This is a genomic window from Bradyrhizobium sp. CIR18 (assembly GCF_014198295.1).
Classification (GTDB): Bacteria; Pseudomonadota; Alphaproteobacteria; order Rhizobiales; family Xanthobacteraceae; genus Bradyrhizobium.
This window is the reverse complement of sequence record NZ_JACIHF010000007.1, coordinates 253950-275925: the sequence shown is the minus strand read 5'-3', so window position 1 is coordinate 275925 and position 21976 is coordinate 253950. Positions and strand designations below refer to the sequence as shown.

23 protein-coding genes are annotated in these 21976 nt (G+C 64.6%); 16 read left to right on the top strand and 7 right to left on the bottom strand.

Features of this window, described 5'->3' with window-relative positions; translation table 11 throughout:
* Positions 1–42 precede the first annotated feature (42 nt).
* Both GGD65_RS23345 and GGD65_RS23340 read left to right on the top strand, forming a co-directional pair.
* The gene (locus GGD65_RS23345) at positions 43–1251 is read left to right on the top strand and encodes an acetyl-CoA C-acetyltransferase (RefSeq protein WP_018316367.1); all 1209 of its coding nucleotides are present in this window, start codon (positions 43–45) and stop codon (positions 1249–1251) included.
* Positions 1252–1452: 201 nt separating this feature from the next.
* Positions 1453–3666 carry an FAD-dependent oxidoreductase gene (locus tag GGD65_RS23340; RefSeq protein ID WP_183236729.1) on the top strand — a complete coding sequence of 738 codons (2214 nt, stop codon included), beginning with the start codon at positions 1453–1455 and terminating at the stop codon, positions 3664–3666.
* 401 nt (positions 3667–4067) lie between these two features.
* Here the strand turns inward: GGD65_RS23340 and GGD65_RS23335 are convergent, their stop codons facing one another.
* Positions 4068–4376, bottom strand: a complete 309-nt coding sequence (locus GGD65_RS23335; RefSeq protein WP_183236728.1) for a hypothetical protein — start codon at positions 4374–4376, stop codon at positions 4068–4070.
* Positions 4377–4615: 239 nt separating this feature from the next.
* On the bottom strand, positions 4616–5230 hold the full coding sequence (gene gstA / locus GGD65_RS23330) for a glutathione transferase GstA (RefSeq protein ID WP_183236727.1): 615 nt from the start codon (positions 5228–5230) through the stop codon (positions 4616–4618).
* 126 nt (positions 5231–5356) lie between these two features.
* Between gstA and GGD65_RS23325 the strand changes: the two genes are divergently transcribed.
* From GGD65_RS23325 to GGD65_RS23315, 3 genes are all read left to right on the top strand, one after another.
* Positions 5357–5854 carry a MarR family winged helix-turn-helix transcriptional regulator gene (locus GGD65_RS23325; protein ID WP_183236726.1) on the top strand — a complete coding sequence of 166 codons (498 nt, stop codon included), beginning with the start codon at positions 5357–5359 and terminating at the stop codon, positions 5852–5854.
* Between the two features lie 99 nt (positions 5855–5953).
* The gene (locus GGD65_RS23320) at positions 5954–7324 is read left to right on the top strand and encodes a glutamate--cysteine ligase (RefSeq protein WP_028139831.1); all 1371 of its coding nucleotides are present in this window, start codon (positions 5954–5956) and stop codon (positions 7322–7324) included.
* 102 nt (positions 7325–7426) lie between these two features.
* Entirely contained in the window at positions 7427–8017 is a 591-nt protein-coding gene (locus tag GGD65_RS23315) for a PAN domain-containing protein (RefSeq protein ID WP_018316361.1), read from the top strand.
* A gap of 333 nt (positions 8018–8350) precedes the next feature.
* Here the strand turns inward: GGD65_RS23315 and GGD65_RS23310 are convergent, their stop codons facing one another.
* From GGD65_RS23310 to tldD, 3 genes are all read right to left on the bottom strand, one after another.
* Positions 8351–8917, bottom strand: coding sequence for a nucleotidyltransferase family protein (locus GGD65_RS23310; RefSeq protein ID WP_183236725.1), 567 nt, complete (start codon positions 8915–8917; stop codon positions 8351–8353).
* Between the two features lie 83 nt (positions 8918–9000).
* Positions 9001–9780 (bottom strand): signal peptidase I, encoded by a 780-nt coding sequence (gene lepB / locus GGD65_RS23305; RefSeq protein ID WP_018316360.1) that lies wholly within the window; start codon positions 9778–9780, stop codon positions 9001–9003.
* Positions 9777–11204 carry a metalloprotease TldD gene (gene tldD / locus GGD65_RS23300; RefSeq protein WP_026201654.1) on the bottom strand — a complete coding sequence of 476 codons (1428 nt, stop codon included), beginning with the start codon at positions 11202–11204 and terminating at the stop codon, positions 9777–9779. Before tldD ends, lepB begins: the two co-directional genes overlap by 4 nt.
* 169 nt (positions 11205–11373) lie before the next feature.
* Between tldD and GGD65_RS23295 the strand changes: the two genes are divergently transcribed.
* Positions 11374–11661, top strand: a complete 288-nt coding sequence (locus tag GGD65_RS23295; RefSeq protein WP_018316358.1) for a hypothetical protein — start codon at positions 11374–11376, stop codon at positions 11659–11661.
* Positions 11662–11663: 2 nt separating this feature from the next.
* Here GGD65_RS23295 and GGD65_RS23290 read toward each other — a convergent pair whose 3' ends face one another.
* Positions 11664–12206, bottom strand: coding sequence for an invasion associated locus B family protein (locus GGD65_RS23290; RefSeq protein WP_409362757.1), 543 nt, complete (start codon positions 12204–12206; stop codon positions 11664–11666).
* A gap of 480 nt (positions 12207–12686) precedes the next feature.
* Here GGD65_RS23290 and coxB point away from each other — a divergent pair, with 480 nt between their 5' ends.
* From coxB to GGD65_RS23245, 9 genes are all read left to right on the top strand, one after another.
* Positions 12687–13526, top strand: a complete 840-nt coding sequence (gene coxB, locus GGD65_RS23285; protein WP_018316356.1) for a cytochrome c oxidase subunit II — start codon at positions 12687–12689, stop codon at positions 13524–13526.
* 87 nt (positions 13527–13613) lie between these two features.
* Positions 13614–15233, top strand: a complete 1620-nt coding sequence (gene ctaD / locus GGD65_RS23280) for a cytochrome c oxidase subunit I (protein ID WP_018316355.1) — start codon at positions 13614–13616, stop codon at positions 15231–15233.
* 61 nt (positions 15234–15294) lie between these two features.
* On the top strand, positions 15295–16239 hold the full coding sequence (locus GGD65_RS23275; RefSeq protein ID WP_183236723.1) for a heme o synthase: 945 nt from the start codon (positions 15295–15297) through the stop codon (positions 16237–16239).
* Positions 16236–16412, top strand: coding sequence for a hypothetical protein (locus GGD65_RS23270; RefSeq protein WP_018316353.1), 177 nt, complete (start codon positions 16236–16238; stop codon positions 16410–16412). The genes GGD65_RS23275 and GGD65_RS23270 overlap by 4 nt, the downstream gene beginning before the upstream one ends.
* A gap of 5 nt (positions 16413–16417) precedes the next feature.
* A complete protein-coding gene (locus tag GGD65_RS23265; protein ID WP_018316352.1) occupies positions 16418–17071 on the top strand; it encodes a cytochrome c oxidase assembly protein in 654 nt (217 codons plus the stop codon).
* Between the two features lie 78 nt (positions 17072–17149).
* A complete protein-coding gene (locus GGD65_RS23260) occupies positions 17150–18046 on the top strand; it encodes a cytochrome c oxidase subunit 3 (RefSeq protein WP_092255826.1) in 897 nt (298 codons plus the stop codon).
* 98 nt (positions 18047–18144) lie between these two features.
* Positions 18145–18546 carry a DUF983 domain-containing protein gene (locus GGD65_RS23255; protein WP_183236722.1) on the top strand — a complete coding sequence of 134 codons (402 nt, stop codon included), beginning with the start codon at positions 18145–18147 and terminating at the stop codon, positions 18544–18546.
* Positions 18543–19295, top strand: coding sequence for an SURF1 family protein (locus GGD65_RS23250; RefSeq protein WP_183236721.1), 753 nt, complete (start codon positions 18543–18545; stop codon positions 19293–19295). The genes GGD65_RS23255 and GGD65_RS23250 overlap by 4 nt, the downstream gene beginning before the upstream one ends.
* 118 nt (positions 19296–19413) lie before the next feature.
* Complete coding sequence (locus GGD65_RS23245; RefSeq protein ID WP_092255821.1) at positions 19414–19779, top strand: nuclear transport factor 2 family protein; 366 nt, start codon at positions 19414–19416, stop codon at positions 19777–19779.
* A gap of 66 nt (positions 19780–19845) precedes the next feature.
* Here GGD65_RS23245 and GGD65_RS23240 read toward each other — a convergent pair whose 3' ends face one another.
* On the bottom strand, positions 19846–21192 hold the full coding sequence (locus tag GGD65_RS23240; RefSeq protein WP_183236720.1) for an ATP-binding protein: 1347 nt from the start codon (positions 21190–21192) through the stop codon (positions 19846–19848).
* An 86-nt stretch (positions 21193–21278) separates the two neighbouring features.
* Here GGD65_RS23240 and GGD65_RS23235 point away from each other — a divergent pair, with 86 nt between their 5' ends.
* On the top strand, positions 21279–21923 hold the full coding sequence (locus tag GGD65_RS23235; RefSeq protein ID WP_179731971.1) for a response regulator transcription factor: 645 nt from the start codon (positions 21279–21281) through the stop codon (positions 21921–21923).
* Positions 21924–21976: the final 53 nt, after the last annotated feature.

The following is a 21976-nucleotide window of genomic DNA, read 5'->3' as shown; positions in this document are numbered from 1 at the left end:
GCCTGCTCCCAATCGTATTGAACATCACATCAGGAGGGCGTCATGCCTGAGGCATTCATCTACGACCACGTTCGCACCCCCCGCGGCCGCGGCAAGGCGGACGGTTCGCTGCACGAAGTCACGGCGCTGGCGCTCGCGACCGTGCCGTTGAAGGCGCTGAAGGACCGCAACAATCTGCCTGAGGATTCCGTCGACGACGTCATCCTCGGCGTGGTCGATCCGGTCGGTGAAGCCGGCTCCGACATCGCGCGTTTCGCGGCGCTGAAAGCCGGTCTCGGCGAAGCCGTGCCGGGCGTGCAGATCAGCCGCTTTTGCGCCTCCGGCCTCGATGCCGTGAACTTTGCCGCCGCGCAGGTGATGAGCGGCCAGCATGAGCTGGTGATCGGCGGCGGCGCCGAATCGATGAGCCGCGTCGGCATCGGCGCCTCCGGCGGCGCCTGGCCGATGGATCCCTCGATGGCGGTCCCCGCTTACTTCATGCCGCAGGGCGTCTCGGCTGATCTGATCGCCACCAAATACGGCTTCTCGCGCGACGACGTCGATGCCTATGCCGTGCAGAGCCAGCAGCGTGCAGCGAAGTCCTGGGAGGAAGGCCGCTTCGACAAGTCGATCGTCCCGGTGAAGGACATCAACGGCCTCACCATCCTGGCCAAGGACGAGCACATGCGTCCCTCGACGACGATGCAGTCGCTGGCGCAGCTGCAGCCGTCGTTCACGATGATGGCGCAGATGGGCGGCTTCGACGGTGTCGCGGTGCAGTCGCACCCCGAGATCGAGCGGGTCAATTACGTGCACCACGCCGGCAATTCGTCGGGCATCGTCGACGGCGCCGGCGCCGTGCTGCTCGGCAGCAAGGAGGCTGGTAGCAAATACGGCCTGAAGCCGCGTGCAAAAATCCGCGCGTTCGCCAATATCGGCTCGGAGCCGGCGATGATGCTGACCGGTCCGGTCGACGTCACCGAAAAGCTGTTCGCGCGCTCCGGCATGAAGAAGTCGGACATTGATTTGTTCGAGCTCAACGAAGCCTTCGCCTCGGTCGTGCTGCGCTACATCCAGGCCTTCGACATCGACAACGCCAAGATCAACGTCAATGGCGGCGCCATCGCGCTCGGCCATCCGCTTGGTGCAACCGGTGCGATGATCCTCGGCACCGTGCTCGACGAGCTCGAGCGCACCAACAAGGCGACCGCCCTGGTGACGCTGTGCATCGGCGGCGGCATGGGCACCGCGACCATCATCGAGCGGGTGTGACTTCTTCCCCTCTCCCCTTGTGGGAGAGGGTGGCGCGAACACGCGGAGCGGGTTCGAGCCGGGTGAGGGGTCTGTCTCCGCGGATGCAGACCCCTCACCCCCTCGCTTCGCTCGGACCCTCTCCTACAAGGGGAGAGGGTAAGACGAGACCCCATCAACCGCCGCGCCTGAGATTGGCTGCGGCACCGAGGAGCAACCAACATGTCGTACAAGAATTTCAAGGTTGAGACCGACGCAGACGGCATCGCGCTCGTCACCTGGGACATCCCGGGCCGGTCGATGAACGTGCTCGACGAGACCTCGACCAACGAGCTCGACGCCATCGTCAAGGCGACCACTGCGGATGCGGCGGTGAAGGGCGTCGTCATCACCTCGGCCAAGGAAGCGTTCTGCGCCGGCGCCGACCTGTCGATGCTCGAGGGCATGAACCAGGCCTACGCCAAGGTCTTCAAGGAGCAGGGCGAGACCGCCGCGAACCAGATGCTGTTCGACCAGAGCCGACGCTTCTCGCTGGTGCTGCGCTCGATCGAAACCTCCGGCAAGCCGTGGGCGGCCGCGATCAACGGGCTCGCGCTCGGCGGCGGTTTCGAAATCACGCTGTGCTGCCACTATCGCGTCGCCGCGGAGAATCCCAAGACCAGGCTCGGCCTGCCCGAGGTCAAGGTCGGCCTGTTCCCGGGCGCCGGCGGTACGCAGCGCGTGCCGCGCCTGGTGCCGCCGCAGGACGCGATGACGATCCTGCTCAAGGGCGATCCCGTCACGATCGACAAGGCCAAGGCGCTGAACCTGATCCACGCCATCGTACCGGCTGCCGATCTCGTCAAGGCGGCAAAGGACTGGATTAAGGGCGGCGGCAAGGCGATCGCGCCCTGGGACGAGAAGGGTTTTAAGCTGCCCGGCGGCCCGGTGTTCTCCAAGGCCGGCATGATGATGTTCCCGGCCGGCAATGCGATCTATCGCCGCGAGACTTACGACAATTATCCGGCCGCGCGCGCCATCATGAGCTGCGTCTATGAAGGCCTGCAGTTGCCGATCGACGCCGCGCTTCGGGTCGAATCGCGTTACTTCACCTCGGTGCTGCGCTCGAAGGAAGCGGCGGCGATGATCCGCAGCCTGTTCCTGTCGATGCAGGAGCTCAACAAGGGTGCGCGCCGTCCGAAGGACGTGCCCGCAACCAAGGTGAAGAAGATCGCCGTGATCGGCGCCGGCTTCATGGGCGCCAGCGTCGGCTACGTCTCGGCCCGCGCCGGCCTCGACGTCGTCCTGATCGACCGCGACCAGGAGAGCGCCGACAAGGGCAAGGCCCATGCGCAGAAGGTGATCGAGGAGCAGATCAAAAAGGGCCGCGCCAAGCCCGGCGATGCTGAAGCCCTGCTCGCGCGCATCACACCGACCGCGGACTATGCGGCGCTGAAGGACGTCGACCTGGTCATCGAGGCGGTGTTCGAGGATCGCAAGGTCAAGGCCGATACCTTCGCCAAGGCGCAGGAGCACATGAAGCCGGACGTGATCTTCGCGTCGAACACCTCGACGCTGCCGATCACCTCGCTGGCTGAATCGTTCAAGGATCAGGGCAAGTTCGTCGGCATCCACTTCTTCTCACCGGTCGAGAAGATGATGCTGGTCGAGATCATCAAGGGCAAGAACACCGGCGATCTCGCGCTCGCGACCGCGCTCGACTACGTCCGCCAGATCGGCAAGACGCCGATCGTCGTGAATGACTCCCGCGGCTTCTTCGCCAACCGCTGCGTCGGCCGCTACGTCGCCGAGGGCAACGAGATGTTCCTCGAGGGCGTGCCACCCGCGATGATCGAGAACTGCGCCAAGATGGCCGGCATGCCGGTCGGCCCGCTCTCGCTCTCCGACGAAGTCGCGCTCGACCTCGGCCTCAAGATCATGAAGGCGACGGAGGCCGATCTCGGCCCCAACGCCATCAATCCCGATCAGAAGAAGCTGATGGTGGAGTTGGTCGAGAAGCAGGGCCGGCTCGGCCGCAAGAACAGCAAGGGCTTCTACGACTACCCTGAAAAGGGCAAGGGCCAGAAGAGCCTGTGGCCGGGTCTCTCCGCGCTCCAGCCGAAGCAGCTCGACCCTGACACGCTCGATATCGAGGAGCTGAAGCAGCGCTTCCTGGTGGTGCAGGCGGTGGAAGCCGCGCGCACGGTCGAGGATCACGTCATCACCGATCCGCGCGAAGCGGATGTCGGCTCCATCCTCGGCTTCGGCTTCGCGCCGTTCACCGGCGGCACGCTGTCCTATATCGACTTCATGGGCACGAAGAAGTTCGTCGAGCTTTGCCACAAGCTGGAAGCGAAGTACGGCTCGCGCTTCACCCCGCCGAAACTGCTCGAGGAAATGGCGGCGAAGGGCGAGACCTTCTATGGCCGCTTCGCGCCGAAGAAGGCGGCGGCCTGACGAGCAGCCTGTAGCCCGGATGGAGCGTAGCGAAATCCGGGACCAGTTTTTCAACTTGCGAGAGCACCCCGGATTACGCTTGCGCTCCATCCGGGCTACGCAGAAACAGGAAAGGCCGGATCGTCGATCCGGCCTTTCTATTTGCAGTCGTCGAACGGTTAGAAAACGCCGCTGCAAACCCGTCCAGCCGCGCTCGCTCCGCCCTGGCACCGCTCTTGCTGACGATCCGTCGGATGGCTCGTCAGCATTGAAGGTGTCCCGCAATGATCCCCACGGTGTCTCAAGTCAGCGCAGCCGGCGTTGCCGTAAGATACGCCCCCCTCTTGCGGCTGGGGCAGCCGTGGCCGCGGCGCAGGCTCTTCCGGCGGCGCAGAAAGCTCCCCTCCTGGGTCGGCCTGGCCCTACTCGTTCTCTTCATCGACATGGCGATGGCCGCGCTGGCCTGGGTCGCCGTCGACGTCGTCCTGCACTGAGAGCTCGCCTCTGTGCACGTAGAGCGTCGCCGCCAAATAGGCGACCTGGCCGGCAATCAGGCAGCCGGCGACGATGGGAATGCCCGTCCAAAATCCAAAGCCCGAGGTCTGAAGGACCGTTGCGACGAGGATCGCGGTCGCCGGCGAGACCAGCAACAGACTCCCGACTCGGAAGAAGAGTCCCGCCGCCAAGCCGGTGATCGTGCTCGCAAGCAAGAGGAGGAGTACGGTTGTCACGAGAGCTTCCCAGTTCAGGCCGCATCGCGGTACATGGCTGAAATTGAGCCAACTGGATTGCTCTCACAACGATGGTGATCTCTGCCGCACACACAAGGCGGAGTTATTGTTAACTCCGACAATGCTCGTAAAATTGATGCCCGGGACATCGCGAACGTCCGGGCTTCCGCGACCGCTTCAAGCAAAAGAGCCGGATTATCGATCCGGCTCTTCGTCGTCCCGACTGTCGTGCGCGGGTCTTACTTCGCCTGCGCGAGGCCTTCCTTCTTCAGCGCTTCCTGCACCTGCGGCCGCGCCTCGACGCGGGCCTTGTAGGCGGCAAGGTTCGGCATCGCCGAGAGGTCGAACTTCATCCGATCGCCCCAGGTCAGCATCGTGAACAAATATCCGTCGGCGACCGTGAACTGCTTGCCCATGAGGTAGTCGCGGCCGGCGAGCTGGCTGTCGATGTATTTCAGCTTGCCCATGACGCGATCCCTGAAGAAGGCCTTGGCCTCGTCGTTCAGGGCCGGCGCGAACAGCGGACCAAAGCTCTTGTGCACCTCCGAGGTGAGGAAATTCAGCCACTCCAGCAGCTTGTAGCGCTCGGAACTGCCATGGGCGGGCGCCAGCGCCTTGCTTGATGCCTGATCGGCGATCATCTGGACAATCACTGGGCCTTCGGTCACGATCTCGCCGCTGTCGAGGCCCAGCGCAGGGACCTGGCCCTTGGGGTTCAGCTTCAGATAATCCTCACCATTTTCGAGCTTCTTGGCCCGGATATCGACCTTGACCAGCTCGTAGGGCAGGCCGGCTTCCAGGAGCGCGATGTGGGGGGACAGCGAGCAGGCACCGGGCGAATAGTACAGTTTCATGGAATTTCCTCCTCTTGACGCTTGGTTCGGCGGAAAGAACGACTACATGCAGCTGCTTGTAACAGTCAATATTGATGCAGCTGCATCAAATGGGGTAAGAGACGGGCGACGAGCTTGAGCGGGACCATGAAACGCAAACCATCGACCGAGGCGACTTCCGCCTGGATCCGCCTGATGCGGGTGCAGAGCCGCGTGCTCGATTGCGTCGAGCAGGATCTGAAGAAGGCCGGCTTCCCGCCGCTGGCATGGTATGACGCGTTGCTCGAATTGTCGCGAGCTCCCTCGGGCGAACTAAGGCCGGTGGAACTCGAACGGCAGATGCTGATCCCGCAATATTCCACCTCGCGCCTGATCGACCGCCTGGTCGACGAGGGCCTCGCCTCGCGGCGCGAATGCAAGATCGACAAGCGCGGCCAGTTCGTCGAGATCACGGAAGCCGGCCGCGAGTTGCAGAAGCGGATGTGGAGCGCATATTCGGCTGCGATCGAGAAATATGTCGGCTCGAAACTGTCCGATGCCGATGCCGTCAAGCTCAGCGGTCTGCTCGACCGCCTGGGCTGCTCGTGCGGCGAGATGAAACTGCCGCCCGTCGCCAACGCCAACGAAACCTCGCCGTCGCGATGATCGCGCGGCACACCAGCTCGTCCGTGCACCCGGTGGGTTCGCGGACCATCCCGTCACCCGCGCGCGTTCGATCGAAGCGCCTTTTGATTAGAGTTTGATATGGCGCGAGACCAGATCGATATGACGCCGCTGCAGTCGCGCGACGAGCTCGTTTCGTGGTTCGAGGAAGGCTGCAAGGACCCGTCCGAATTCCGCATGGGCACCGAGCACGAGAAGACGCCGTTCACGCTCGAGGGCCACCGTCCGGTGCCTTACGAGGGCGCGCGCGGCATTGGTGCGTTGCTTGAAGGCATGAAGCTCCTGCTCGGCTGGGAGCCGATCATGGAGAAGGGCAACATCATCGGCCTCTACGATGTCACCGGCGGCGGTGCGATCTCGCTCGAGCCCGGCGGACAGTTCGAGCTCTCCGGCGCGCCGGTCGAGAACGTGCACCAGACCCAGAGCGAGCTGATGGCGCATCTTGCACAGGTGCGCGAGATCGCAACGCCGCTCGGCATCGGCTTCCTCGGTCTCGGCATGACGCCGTCCTGGTCGCGCGCCGATATCCCGGTGATGCCCAAGGGCCGCTACAAGATCATGACCAACTACATGCCGAAGGTCGGCCAATACGGCCTCGACATGATGTACCGGACCTGCACCGTGCAGACCAATCTCGACTTCTCCTCCGAAGCCGACATGGTCAAGAAGCTGCGCGTCTCGCTCGCGCTGCAGCCGGTCGCGACCGCCTTGTTTGCCAATTCGCCGTTCACCGAAGGCAAGCCGAACGGCTTCCTCTCCTTCCGCTCCGAGATCTGGCGCGACACCGACAATGCGCGTTCCGGCATGATGCCGTGGGCGTTCGAGGACGGCATGGGGTTCGAGCGCTATGTCGACTACGCGCTCGACGTGCCCATGTATTTCGTCAAGCGCGGCGAGGAATACATCGACGTGTCGGGCTCCTCGTTCCGCGCGTTCTTCGACGGCCGCAACAACAACCTACCCGGCGAGCGTCCGACGCTGTCGGACTGGGCCAACCATCTCTCGACGATCTTCCCGGAAGTGCGGCTCAAGCGCTATCTCGAGATGCGCGGCTCCGACGGCGGCCCGTGGGGCCGGTTGCCGGCGCTGCCGGCGTTCTGGGTCGGGCTGCTCTATGACGACGTCGCGCTAGATGCGGCCTGGGAGATCGTCAAGCACTGGAGCGCGCCCGAGCGTCAGGCCCTGCGCGACGACGTGACGCGCTTCGGCTTCAAGGCGCGGATCAAGAACCGTTATCTGTTCGAGATCGCCAAGGAATGCCTGGTTCTGGCGCATGCCGGCCTGCGCCGGCGCGGCCGGATCGACCAGCTTGGCCGCGACGAAACGCGGCATCTGGAGCCGCTCGACCGCATCATCGATTCCGGGCGGACGCCGGCCGAGGAAATGTTGGACAAGTTCAACGGTCCCTGGAAGGGCTCGGTGGAACCGGCCTACGCGGAATACGCGTTCTAGGACGGTCAGGGATTCAGCCGTTCATCGCCCATACAGGTTTGCGGCGATCAAATGACCGGCTGAAAAAACCTGAACGTCGTCAATAACTCGAAAGCTGTTCTGATGGGGAAGGGCCGCCTGTCCGGCGCCGTCATGGCAAAGGTCTTGGCAAAAGTCCTGGCAAGCGCTGTGGCATGCGCCGCGCTGCTTTCGCTCGCATGCGTGAGCGTGCCGGCGCGCGCCCAGACTGCGTTCGACCGGCCCGGCGGCGACTATTTCAGCACGCCGGTCGCCTCGGGCGATCCCGAGGATTGCGCGCTGCTGTGCGAGCGCGACCGCCGCTGCCGCTCGTGGAGCTTCAGCTATCCCGACGTCGAGGGCGGCGCGGCGGTGTGCTGGCTGAAGAACACCGTGCCGGCGCGGGTGCCGGGAAGTTGCTGCATCTCGGGTGTGCGCGGCGCCGGCGTGATCGAGCCGCGGGTCGAGGGCGTGGAGACGTCGATCGACCGCCCCGGTGGTGATCTGCGCAATTTCGAGCTGAAGGACGGCGAGGGCGAAGAGGCCTGCAAGGCCGCCTGCACCGCCGATAACAAATGCCGCGCCTTCACCTATGCCCGCCCCGGTTACACCGGACGCGAGGCGCGCTGCTTCCTGAAAAAGGAAATCAAGCCGCCGCGAAGGAAGGCGGGATTCACGTCGGGCGTGGTGCGGTAGGCAAGGTGCCGTAGGGTGGGCAAAGGCGCCCTTGCGCCGTGCCCACGATCTCTGAGATACGGCGCAGGCGCGTGGGCACGCTCCGCTTTGCCCACCTACGGCATCTTACTCTGCCACGATCACCGTGAGCTCCGGCCACAGCGGCCTTCACCGCGTAATTCGCCGCGGAAAAATTCGGTCCCGGATTGGCCGCGCGATCAGCAGCTCTCACCGCAATCATTGCGAGCGTAGATGCCGTAGGGTGGGCAAAGGCGCCCTTGCGCCGTGCCCACGATCTCTGAGATGCGGCGACAGGCGCGTGGGCACGCTTCGCTTTGCCCACCCTACGGCATCTCACTCTGCCACGATCACCGTGAGCTCGGGCCACAGCGCCTTCCATCGCGCGGCCTTCGCTTCGTAATTGGCGATGGAGAAGTTCAGCGCTCGATTGGGCCGCACGATCAACCCCGCGACGTCGTCGAACCCGTGGGGCGCATAGACGTCGAAATCTCCGCCCGCGCATCTCACTCCGAATTGCGTGTTCTGCGTGAGGAAGCGGTCGATACCGTCAGTCGAACGTGTCAACGGCGGATAGGGCAGGCCATGCTTGGCAGGGTACCAGAGATGGACGCGCGCCTGGTTGCGGATCTCGATCTTGGCGCCGAGATGTCCAAGCCGCGCATGCAGCGTACGGATCACCGCGTCCTCGGCTTCCCAGGAGGTATCGGGATCGAAATAGAACACGTCGTAATCGGCAATGCCGTGACCGATCGGGCGGCCCGTGAGCCCGTTCCACGCCGTCTGCACCAGGCAACCTGCAACCAGCCACGCATCCGGCAGCGCGAGCTGCACGAGCGCGTCGGTGATCGCGACGTTGAGCGGATTGCGGAGCGCCAATGCGAGGAATTCGTCGCGGATCATCAGGAGTCGCAGGTTAGGGCTCTCCAGATTGCGACAGAAGAGGTGGGCACGCTTCCGCTTTGCCCACCGCAGGATCTACGCGATCAATGCACGGCGGTGAAGAACCGGCCGAGCCGGAAGCCGGAGAGCCAAGTGTAAACCGGCTGGCCGCGTATGCCGAGATCCCAGGAGCCGAGCACTGCATCGGCACGGCCGATCAGATTGTCGATCGGCAACAGTCCGACGCCGCCGGACCGCAGCGGCACGCGGCTGTCGGCGGAATTGTCGCGGTTGTCGCCGAGCACGAAGAGGTGGCCGGCCGGCACCGTCACTTCCGGCGAATTGTCGAGCGGACCGTTGTCGCGCATCTTGAAGATCAAATGCGAGACGCCATTCGGCAACGTCTCGACATAGCGATAGGCGGGCTCGCTGCCGCCATTGTCGTCCTCGGCCGCGCCAACGCCGTCCGGCTTGAGCTCGGCGGGGCGGTCGTTGATGAAGAGCTGGCCCTGCCGCATCTGGATGCGATCGCCGGGCAGACCGACGACGCGCTTGACCCAGGCCTGCGAGCGATCGCCAGGCCAGCGGAATACGACGACGTCGCCCTGCTTCGGCGTCTCCGCGAAGACGCGGCCGCTCTCGGGCAGGCTGATCTGGATCGGCAGCGACGAGGTGCCGTAGCCGTAGGGGAATTTCGAGGCGAGCAGTGCATCACCGATCAGCAGCGTCGGCTCCATCGAGCCCGACGGCACGTAGAAGGGCTCGGCAAGCGCGCCCTTGGCGATGAAGACGGCTGCGACGATGCCGGCGAGCTGAACGATCTGCCCGCCCCAGCCGCTGCTCTTCCGCTTGGGGGTGACGGTGACCTTTTCTTCCACGCTCATGCGCCCGTTCCACCCACCGTGATGCGCTCCATCAGCAGCGACGGCTGGCCGACGCCGACAGGCACGCCCTGTCCATTCTTGCCGCAGGTGCCGATGCCGGTATCGAGCGCAAGGTCGTTGCCGATCATGCGGATGCGATGCAGGTCGGTCGGCCCGTTGCCGATCAGCATGGCGCCCTTCAGCGGCGCGCCCAGCTTGCCGTTCTCGATCTTGTAGGCCTCGGTGCACTGGAACACGTACTTGCCCGAGGTGATGTCCACCTGGCCGCCGCCGAAATTCGCAGCGAAGACGCCGTTCTTCACCGAAGCGAGGATCTCCGCCGGATCGCGGTCGCCCGCGAGCATGTAGGTGTTGGTCATGCGCGGCATCGGCACATGGGCATAGCCCTGGCGACGGCCGTTGCCGGTCGGTTTCATGTTCATCAGCCGCGCGTTCTGGCGGTCCTGCATGTAGCCGACCAGGACACCGTCCTCGATCAGCACGGTGCGATTGGTCGGCGTGCCCTCGTCGTCGATCGACAGCGAGCCGCGGCGCGAGGCCATGGTGCCGTCATCGACCACCGTGACGCCCTTGGCCGCGACCTGCTGGCCCATCAGGCCGGCAAATGCCGACGTCTTCTTGCGGTTGAAGTCGCCTTCGAGGCCGTGGCCGACCGCTTCATGCAGCATCACGCCGGGCCAGCCGGCCCCTAACACGACGTCCATTTCGCCGGCGGGGGCGGGGATCGATTCCAGATTGACCAAGGCCTCGCGCAACGCGCCGTCGGCCGCATCGCGCCAGTTCTTGCTCTCGATGAATTCGGCATAGCCGGCGCGGCCGCCATAACCCTTGCTGCCGCTCTCCTGGCGGTCGCCCTGGCCGGCAACGACGGAAATGTTCACGCGCACGAGCGGGCGGATGTCGCGATAGCTCTCGCCGTCGGGCCGCAGAATCTCGACGACCTGCCAGGTCGCACCCAGGCTGACGCTGACCTGCCGCACCCGCGGATCCTTGTCGCGCAGATAAGCGTCGATCTCGGCGAGCAGTTTTACCTTGGTCTCGAAGCCCGGGGCATCGAGCGGGTTGTCATCGCCGTAAAGGCGCACATTGGTGTGCGCCGGCGGCGCGGCGAAGCTGCCGGAATAGCCGCCGCGTACGGCCGCGACTGCGTCGGCGGCACGAATCAGCGCCGGCAGCGAGACGTCGGAGGAGTGGGCGTAGCCGACCGCATCATCCTTGACCGCGCGTAAGCCAAACCCTTGCGAGGTGTCGTAGGTCGCCTGCTTCAGCCGCCCATTGTCGAACATCAGCGCTTCAGTCTGGCTGTACTCCAGGAACAGCTCACCATCGTCGGCACCGGAAAGCCCGCGCGCGACCTCGTGGCGAACCTGGTCGCGGTCGAGATTGGCGCGGTCGAGCAGGGAGGTCGTGGCAGGATTTGTCATGCGTCCGTCCATTAGCGGAAGATGTAGGGCAAGATAATGGTTTCCCGCCAGTTCCGCGAGGGCCGGACCGTGACATTACGAAAACGATAGGTGCGGCTCGGGCTTAAGCCGGCTTTCAGGCTTTTCGGGCAATCAACGGCGAACCCGGAGTCGGAGCCGCAGACAGAGCATGTGGAATTCCCTGACAGTGTTCTGGGATCAGTATCACGGCCTGATCATCGGCTTCGCCGCGCTGGCTTTGGTCCTGATCTTCAATCAGTTCGTCTACCGACGCCGCTGGACATCCTATCCCACGCGCGAGGCCTATGTCGCGGCTCACCCGGCCTGTGACACCGTTGACGGCATCCTCTGTGCGACATGTCGGCGAAAGGCGCTGGTCGGGCCAGTGGCCGGCAGAGGCCGCATCTATCGCTGCGGCTGGTGCGACACGGAGCTTTATCGCGTGGACAGGGCGTAGCCCTAAGGCAGCTTGTCATAGCCCTCGCCGAGCCCGTTCAGGCTGAGAGGGAAGCCGATGCCCTCTTCCGGGGTCTCGAAGATGATGAAGGTGGCGGTCTTGGCGGTGCGGAGCTGGCCGAGCAGCTTGTCGTCCATGACGACCTCGGCGACGCAGCCATTGGGCAGGCAACGGACGAAGCCGGCGCGGCCGACGTCCTGGTTGTCGAGCTTGAGGCCGAGACCGGAGGGCAGCAGGACACCGAGCGGCGCGACCACGCGCATCAGGCGGCTCTTCTGGTCGGCGGTCTTCAGCACGATGACGGTCAGGCCGGCATTGGAGCGGTCTTCGGCTACCACGCTCTGGATCAGGGCGCATTGCTCGGTCTGGGCGCCCGGTGGGGTGTCGCAGCGGATCTGCCAGTCGCCATGGACGGAGCGGACTGCGCCCTGCGCATGGGCGAGGCCGGGGAGTGCCAGAAGGACGAGCGCGGCCAGCAGGCTGGCCAGCGCCGAAAGGCGGGTCATCTGCCTTCTAGCCAGCCTTGCCATAGCCAGCCCTGCCATCGATTTCGAAAGCCCCATCGGGTCGGTCCCTCTGCTCGCCTTCCTCGCTCGCGCTTGGCGGACTAATCTGGCGGACTGATACGGGAATGACGGCGCCTTGAAGGCGATTCCCAAGCAAATTCCACGCCGCCTCGCGCCGCCGCCGCCCGCACGAATCAGGTTCCTGCGCGGCCATCTGTCAGTGCCTACCGCGGGCAATTCCGCTGTCAAGCGGCAGCATCCCGGCAAACGGTATTTTTGTCTGATCTTACTAGGAAATATCTTGCGGGTGATCGCTGGCAGACGGGGCTCAAGACTGCATTGCGATAGATCAAAAATTATGGTTTGAGAGGCTTGATTTCGGCGTTCTAGCGATCTGGCCCCAATTCCTCTTAGAGGTATTCTTGCGCGGCGGTTTGTCAGGCGGGCGGATCGAATAAGCGTTTCCCGCAAACAGGGGGAGCGCACTTGGGGTGATTTCGTAAGGGGAGCGCGAACGGCATGAGGATGTCGATGGGCCCGGTGGGCCGGCACTTGCTGGGATTGGCCGTGGCGGGTCTGACGCTGGCGACGGGCGGTGCGGCATTTGCCGAGCTCGGGCAACCGAAGCCCTGGGAATGGACGCTTCAGGAGTCCGGCTCGCCGGTGATGGACAACATCGTCTGGTTCCACAACTTCCTGTTCGTGCTGATCACGCTGATCACGCTGTTCGTCCTGGCGCTGCTCGTGGTCGTGGTCGTCAAGTTCAACGCGCGGGCCAATCCGGTGCCGTCGCGGACCACCCACAACACGCTGATCGAGGTGGCCTGGACGCTGGTTCCGGTGCTGATCCTCGTCGGCATCTCGGTGCCGTCGTTCCGGCTTCTGTTCCTCGAGCTCGACGTGCCGAAGGCGGATATCACCATCAAGGCGACCGGCAAGCAGTGGTACTGGTCCTATGCCTACCCGGACAACGGTAAGTTCGAGTTCGACTCGCTGATGGCGCAGGACAAGCAGCCCCGCCTGCTCGGCGTCGACAACGAGATGGTGGTGCCCGTCAACAAGGTGATTCGTGTCCAGGTCACCGGCGCCGACGTCATCCACGCCTTCGCGCTGCCGGCTTTCGGCGTCAAGATCGACGCCATTCCGGGCCGGCTGAACGAAACCTGGTTCAAGGCGACCAAGACCGGCATGTTCTACGGCCAGTGCTCGGAGCTCTGCGGCAAGGACCACGCCTTCATGCCGATCGCGATTCGCGTCGTGAATGACCAGGAGTTCGCCTCCTGGGTCGAGACGGCAAAGAAGAAATTTGCGAGCGGCGGCACCAGCACCTACGCCTCCGCGGCCGGCCCGACGCAGTAAGCGTCGGGTGACGGCTCTAAGGGACTGAAAGCGACATAAGGGCGGGACCTCCAGAGGTCCGATTGGGACGCAAGGCAGGATTTGAAAATGGCAACGAGCGCAGCGGCACACGGCGATCACGCCCACGGACATGACGAGCATGCCCATCCGACCGGATGGCGCCGCTACGTCTATTCGACCAACCACAAGGACATCGGCACGATGTACCTGATCTTCGCGGTCATCGCCGGCGTCATCGGCGCCGCGATGTCGATCGCGATCCGTGCCGAGCTGATGTATCCGGGCGTGCAGATCTTCCACGAGACGCACACCTATAACGTGTTCGTGACCTCTCACGGCCTGATCATGATCTTCTTCATGGTCATGCCCGCGATGATCGGCGGCTTCGGCAACTGGTTCGTGCCGCTGATGATCGGCGCGCCCGACATGGCGTTCCCGCGCATGAACAACATCTCGTTCTGGCTGCTGCCGGCCTCCTTCGCCCTGCTCCTGATGTCGACCTTCGTCGAGGGCGAGCCGGGTGCCAACGGCGTCGGCGCCGGCTGGACCATGTACGTGCCGCTGTCGAGCTCGGGCCATCCGGGCCCGGCCGTCGACTTCGCGATCCTGTCGCTGCATCTGGCGGGCGCCTCCTCGATCCTCGGCGCCATCAACTTCATCACCACGATCTTCAACATGCGCGCGCCGGGCATGACCCTGCACAAGATGCCGCTGTTCGTGTGGTCGATCCTGGTGACGGTGTTCCTGCTGCTGTTGTCGCTGCCGGTGCTTGCCGGTGCGATCACCATGCTGCTCACCGACCGCAACTTCCACACGACGTTCTTCAACCCCGAAGGCGGCGGCGACCCCGTGCTGTTCCAGCATCTGTTCTGGTTCTTCGGCCACCCCGAAGTGTACATCCTGATCCTGCCGGCTTTCGGCATGGTCAGCCAGATCATCTCCACCTTCTCGCGCAAGCCCGTGTTCGGCTATCTCGGCATGGCCTACGCCATGGTCGCGATCGGCGGCATCGGCTTCGTGGTGTGGGCGCACCACATGTACACGGTCGGCATGTCCAGCGCGACGCAGGCCTATTTCGTCGCCGCGACGATGGTGATCGCGGTTCCGACCGGCGTGAAGATCTTCTCGTGGATCGCCACGATGTGGGGCGGCTCGATCGAATTCCGGGCCCCGATGATCTGGGCGGTGGGCTTCATCTTCCTGTTCACGGTCGGCGGCGTCACCGGCGTCGTGCTGGCGAATGCCGGCGTCGACCGCGTGCTGCAGGAGACCTATTACGTCGTCGCCCACTTCCACTACGTGCTGTCGCTCGGCGCGGTGTTCGGAATCTTCGCCGGCTGGTACTACTGGTTCCCGAAGATGTCGGGCTACATGTACAGCGAGACGCTCGCGAAGGCGCACTTCTGGGTCACCTTCATCGGCGTCAACCTGGTGTTCTTCCCGCAGCACTTCCTCGGCCTGTCGGGCATGCCGCGCCGCTATGTCGACTATCCCGACGCGTTCGCGGGCTGGAACCTGGTCTCGTCGGTCGGCTCCTACATCTCCGGCTTCGGCGTGCTGATCTTCCTCTACTGCGTGCTCGACGCCTTCATGAAGAAGGTGCCGGCTGGCGACAATCCGTGGGGTGCAGGTGCGACCACGCTGGAGTGGACCTTGCCCTCGCCGCCGCCCTTCCACCAGTTCGAAGTGCTGCCCCGCGTGCAGTGATCGATCTCCCGCGGCGCCCGTGACGGGCGCCGCGGCTCTATAACGAAGCGAGTTGAATTAAGTGTCCGTCCTCGACCACAACGCCATCGACATCAATCCCCGCATCTCCGAGGCGGAGGTCGGCGACTACATCGCGCTCTTGAAGCCGCGGGTGATGTCGCTGGTGATCTTCACCGCGCTGGTCGGGATGGCGATGGCGCCCGGGCATTTCCACTGGGTGCTGGCCATCACCTCGCTGCTCTGCATCGCCGTCGGCGCCGGCGCCTCCGGCGCGCTCAACATGGCGCTGGAAGGCGATATCGACTCCAAGATGTCGCGCACGGCGAACCGGCCGATTCCGCGCGGCCGCATCACCCGCCCTGAAGCCATGGCGTTCGGCCTGACGCTGTCCTTCTTCTCGGTGATGACGCTCGGCATCCTCGTCAACTGGATCGCGGGCGCGCTGCTCGCCTTCACCATCTTCTTCTACGTCGTCATCTACACGATGTGGCTGAAGCGCTGGACCGCGCAGAACATCGTGATCGGCGGCGCCGCCGGCGCGCTGCCGCCGGTGGTGGCCTGGGCTGCGGTGACCGGCACGGTCGACGTCGAGCCGCTGCTGCTGTTCGCCATCATCTTTTTCTGGACCCCGCCGCACTTCTGGGCGCTGGCGCTGTTCCGCTCCGACGATTACGCGCGCGCCGGCATTCCGATGCTGCCCAATGTCGCCGGCCCCGACGCGACGCGGCTCCAGATCCTGCTCTACACCATCGTGCTGATCGCGGTCGCCGCCGCGCCCTGGGCGCTCGGCTATTTCGACGCGATCTACGGCATCGTCTCGCTGATCCTTGGCGCCGGCATGCTGGTGCTCGCGATCAACGTCTATCTGCGCCGCGAGCGAGCTGCGTCGCTGCGCGCGACCCGCAAGCTGTTCGCCTTCTCGATCCTCTATCTGTTCGTGCTGTTCGCGACCCTGCTGGCCGAGGTCATGTTCCGGGCAGTTGCTCCGCTGGTAGGGGGCGCATGATCGCAGGGATGGTCGACAAACCGGAGCCAGATGGAATCGTCCTCACCGAGGCGCAGAAGAAGAGCCGTCGTCAGCGTTCGATTGCGATCGCGCTCGCGCTCGGCGTGCTCGTGGTGCTGTTCTTCGCCGTCACCATGGTCAAGGGGCCGGCAGTCCTCGTGCGGCCGATGTAGGAAACATGGATCACGATCCCACCATATCGCAGGATGTCAGCGCCAAGCCGGCCAAGCGTGAGCCGACCAAGGGCCGCGGGCTGGGCCGCGATGTGGTGGTTGCTTCTATCTGCGGCGGTGTGGTCGCGCTGATGGTCGGTGCCTCCTACGCGGCGGTGCCGTTCTACAACTGGTTCTGCCGCGCCACCGGCTTCAACGGCACGACCCAGGTCGCGACCTCCGCGCCGGCCACCGGCCCGATCGCGCGGAAAATCTCGGTGCGCTTCGATTCCAACGTCGCGCCCGGCCTGCCCTGGAAGTTCGAGCCGGAGCAGAGCGAGATCGAGGTCAATATCGGCCAGGTCGTGACCGTCTTCTACACCGTGACCAACCAGGCCGCGCGCACCACGGCCGCGCAGGCCGCCTACAATGTCGCGCCGCTGACGGTCGGCTCCTATTTCCAGAAGATCAACTGCTTCTGCTTCACCGAGCAGACCATGGCGCCCGGCGAGAAGCGCGAGATGCCTGTTGTCTTCTACGTCGATCCGTCGATCGCTGACGATCACGAGAACGACGGGCTGAACACGATCACGCTGTCCTACACCTTCTATCCGGTGAAGGATCCCGTGGTGAAGCCGCTGGCATCGGGCGAAGGCGACAAGCGCAAGGGAAATCTTTGATCGCCGGGCTCGCGCTCAGGCGGTTGGAAACAAGGGGATAAGTGCCTGACAGGCACGGGATTGAGGAGAGAGACCGAAATGGCTACGGCGCACACCAAGCATCACGACTATCACCTGGTCGATCCCTCGCCCTGGCCGGCCGTCGGTTCGCTCTCGGCCTTCATCATGGCGGTCGGCGCGATCGCCTGGATGCATCACATGTTCTCGGCCGCGCCGATCGTGTTCGGCGTCGGCACCGTGGGCGTGCTCTACACCATGGCGAGCTGGTGGGGCGACGTGATCAAGGAAGCCCAGTACAAGGGCGACCACACCCGCGTCGTGCAGCTGCATCACCGCTACGGCATGATCCTGTTCATCGCCTCCGAGGTGATGTTCTTCGTGGCATGGTTCTGGGCCTATTTCAACGCCGCGCTGTTTCCGGCCGACGCCGTCCACGCCACCCGCGATGCCGTGTTCGGCTGCGGCCTCGGCACCCAGGCCGGCGCCTGCGCCGTCCCCGGCACCTGGCCGCCGAAGGGCATCGAGACCTTCGATCCCTGGCACCTGCCGCTCCTCAACACGCTGATCCTGCTGACGTCGGGCACCACCGTGACCTGGGCGCACCATGCGCTGCTCGAGAACGACCGCCAGGGCCTGAAATACGGCCTGATCCTCACCGTCGTGCTCGGTGCGCTCTTCACCTGCGTGCAGGCCTATGAGTACAGCCATGCGGCGTTCTCGTTCGGCGGCAACGTCTATGGCGCGACCTTCTTCATGGCGACCGGCTTCCACGGCTTCCACGTGCTGGTCGGCACCATCTTCCTGCTGGTGTGCCTGTTCCGCGCCTATGCCGGCCACTTCACGCCGACGCAGCACCTCGGGTTCGAGTTCGCCGCCTGGTACTGGCACTTCGTCGACGTGGTCTGGCTGTTCCTGTTCCTCTGCATCTACGTCTGGGGACACGGCGCCGAGACCATGGCCCACGGCGCGCACTGAGCCCGCGCGGCAGATCATCAACAAGGGCGGCCCGCAAGGCCGCCCTTTCGCTTTCAGGCCGCCGGAGCTCCGGCGGAACTGTGATAGAGTCCGCGATCATGAACGACACCACCGGCCCGTCCGTGCCTGAAACCACCGTCCTGCAAAGCGCGCTGCGCGGGCTTGCCTGCCGATGCCCGCGCTGCGGCCAGGGCAAGCTTTATGCGGGCTTCCTGACGCTCGCGCCTGCCTGCGACCGCTGCGGTCTCGACTATGCCTTCATCGATACCGGCGACGGGCCGGCGATCTTCATCATCATGCTGGCCGGTGGGATCGTGGTGGCGGCTGCGCTCATCGTCGAGGTCAAATACCAGCCGCCATACTGGCTGCATGCGGCGCTGTGGTTGCCGCTGATCCTGGCCACCACATTGTTGCCGCTGCGTGCGATGAAGTCGCTGCTGATCGCGCTGCAATTCCACCACAAGGCGGCGCCGGGCCGGTTGGTCGACCGCGCGAAATGAATCAGCCTGCGCGCAAGCCTCGCGTGGCCGGCTTCGCGCTGTTCACGCTGTTCCTCACGGCCGTCTTCATCGCGCTCGGCCTCTGGCAATTGCAGCGCCGGACCGCCAAGCACGCGCTGGTCGCGGCGCTCACCGAGCGCCTTGCAGAGGTGCCCATCGCGCTGCCGCCATCTTCGCAATGGGCTGCACTCGATCCCGCGCGCGACGAATTCCGCCGCGTCAGCTTCACCGCGACCTACGCAGCCCTGCCGGATGCGATGATCTATTCCTCGGGCTCGGCGGTGCGCAAGGACGCCTCCGGCCCCGGCACCTGGGCGTTCCTGCCGGCGCGGCTTCCCAGCGGCGAGACGGTCGTGATCGATGCGGGCTTCGTCGAGAACACGATGCAGGACCGCAGCGTCGAGGATCGCGCGGTGAAGAAGCTCGTCACCGGGCAGCCGGTCGCGCTCACCGGTTACCTGCGCTTTCCCGAGCCGCCAGGCTGGCTGACGCCGGCGGAGAACCGCGACAAGCGGCTCTGGTTCGTGCGCGATCATCCGGCCATCGCAAGCGCGCTCGGCTGGGGCGCGGTTGCGCCGTTCTATGTCGACCTCGAGCAACCGGTGCCCGAGAACGGCATCCCGCGCCCGGGGCCGCTCGACGTGCATCTGAAGGACAATCACCTGCAATACGCCATCACCTGGTTCCTGCTCGCAGGCGCCGTGCTGATCGCCTTCGCGGTGTGGGCAAGAGGGCGGCGGCAGAGCTGAGCTCGACGGTAGATACCCCGAGGGAACCCGGTATCGTCCGGGGTTTATTATTCAGCGCACATTCACGAGTGTGGTCCTAAGCCGCCGGTGAGTTTCCGCGGCAGACAGGGATTGCGGCGTGAGCGATTTCGACCAGATGGGAATTGTCGTCGATTGGGTGGACGCCTGCCGGAAGGGCGACCTCTCGACGTTGCTCGACCTCTATGCGGACGACGCCCAGGTCGAATGCACGTGCAACGGCGCGCAACGCTATCGCGGCCGCAGCGAGCTCGAGGCCTATTGGCAGCCGCGCCTCAGTGCCTTCTCGTTGGCGGGTTTCGGGCTGGAAGAGATCCATCCCGCGCCCCATGGCGTCGATGTCGAATATTCCGTCGCCGGCGCGCTACGCATTCATGCCTCGTTTCGCTTCAGCCCGGAAGGCAAGATCCGCAGCACGCTGTGCGAGCCGGCGCAACAGGACGCGCATCATGGCTGCGCCTGTTAGGGCATGATGCGGACCCGAAGGGCCGCGTTGGCGCAAAGTGCGCAGCGGGTCTCCGACAAGGTCAGCTCATCCAATTGGCTGGACCGGCGCCTGGCGTGCCGGCTCGGTCGGAAGCCGGCAGCGTACATAAGTTCGCCCATCCACGCGCAACAGTGACAGCGATCCGCTGAGCGCGCGCACGCGTTCATGCATGCCGGTCAGGCCGCGGCCGAAAACGTTGCCCTCGGGAAAGCCGTCGCCGTCGTCGGAGATATCGATGATGAGCGCCTCGCCGGTGACGGTCGCCTGGACATGGGCGTTGCCGGCCTTGGCGTGGCGCAGCACGTTGGTCAGCGCCTCCTGGATCACGCGATAGACGGTCTGGGCCAACGGCCCGCCGATGCCGTTGAGACCCGGATCGATCGTGTCCGTCAGGACGATATGTGGTGCCTGCTTGCGAAAGTTCTGGAGCAGCGTCTGCACGCTGGTCGAAAGGCCAAGCTCCTGAATGTAGAGCGGCCGCAACCGATCGAGGATGCGGCGGTTGGTCTGCTGGAGCGCCTCGACCGATTGCAGCACATCCTGGGCTGATTTGCCGAGATTTCCCACCTGCGGCGAGGCGTCGACCAACGCGATCGTGCCGGCGCGGATGCTGAACAGCAGCGGTCCGAGTTCGTCGTGCAATTCGCGGGCGAGGTCACGACGCTCGTCGTCCTGGAGCGACACCAGGCGGTGCATCAGATCGCGATTGTCCTGGCTCAATTGCGCCAGCGTCGCAGCCAGCGCATTTGCTTCCGCACAGCTCTGCCGGATCTCCGGCGGCCCTCCGACCGGGATCGGCTTTGCGTAGTCGCCGCGCCGCATCCGTGTGAGGCCTTGGCCGAGATGCTGCAGGGGACGCATTGCCGATCCCGCGAAGACGTAAGCGATGATTCCGGTGAGCACGGTCAGCACGGCGACGAGGCCGGTCAGCGCCAGGAAGCCGATCCACTTCTCGAACAGGTCGGCCGACAGGTCCGGCAGGAACACGATATCGCCGACACGTCTGCCATCGATCAGCACCGGGGTTGCGGCGTCCATGTCCGGTACCGTGAGCAGGTTGACAAACCACTGCGGAACCCCTTGCAGCTTGTGCAGGCCGTCCTTTGGTGGCTCCGCAGGAGGGGCTTCCGCGGAACGGAATTGGATGTCCGAGGAGGTGGTCAAGGATTGAACAAAGGCGTCAAGCGTCTTCCGCGGGTCGTCCGACGCGCGCAGAGTGTTGTTGAGTGCGGCCGCGATCGTCCGGGTCGAACGTCGTGCGGGCTCGTTCTCGTCGGCGAGCTGACCGGCCGCGAAGATCTGGAGCAGCACGCCGCCAAGGATCAGCGCTGCGAGAAAGCTCGCCCCAAGTGGAAGAAACAGTTGCGTTCTGAACGAGAGTCGTTGCCACATTAGGTCAATTCTAACGCGCATCGGCGGGATTTACTCTTTCCATTTGTTCCCGCCGGTCTATGAGTCGAAAAACAAGAGAGTGCGCGATGCAAGATACCGCCAAGCCGGCGACTAGGGTCCTGATTGTCGATGACCACCCCGTGGTGCTGTCCGGTTGCCGTACCCTGTTCGCTTCGGACCATTCGATCCGTATCGACGAGGCGACCGACGCCAAATCCGGCCATCGCGCCTATGTCAGCAAGCGGCCCGACGTCACCGTGATCGACATCAGCCTGCCCGATGTCTCCGGCTTCGAGCTGATGCGACGCATCCGCAAGGACGATCCCGACGCCAAGATCATCATGTTCAGCATGAATGACGATCCGGCCTTCGTGGTGCGGGCGGTCGAGCTTGGGGCGCAGGGCTATGTCTCCAAGGGCGATGATCCCAGGATCCTGCTGAAAGCGGTGCGCAAGGTGGTCGCGGGCGACAATTACATCTCACCGCAACTCGCGGAAGCCGTGACGTTTTCCGGCGCGGCGATCAAGGCCAACCCGGCCTCGCAGATGACGCCGCGGGAGCTCGAAATTCTCCGCCTGCTCGGACGCGGCGACAAGATCGTGGAAGTCGCCGAGGCGCTCGGCATCTCCTACAAGACCGTCGCCAACACCACGTCCCTGCTCAAGCAGAAGCTGGGAGCTAAGAATCATTCCGACCTGATCAGGATCGCGGTTGAAATCGGGATGAATTGACGGTCCGGGGCCCCGGCACCGAACCGGCTGCTCCAGGATGCAGCCGGTTCGGC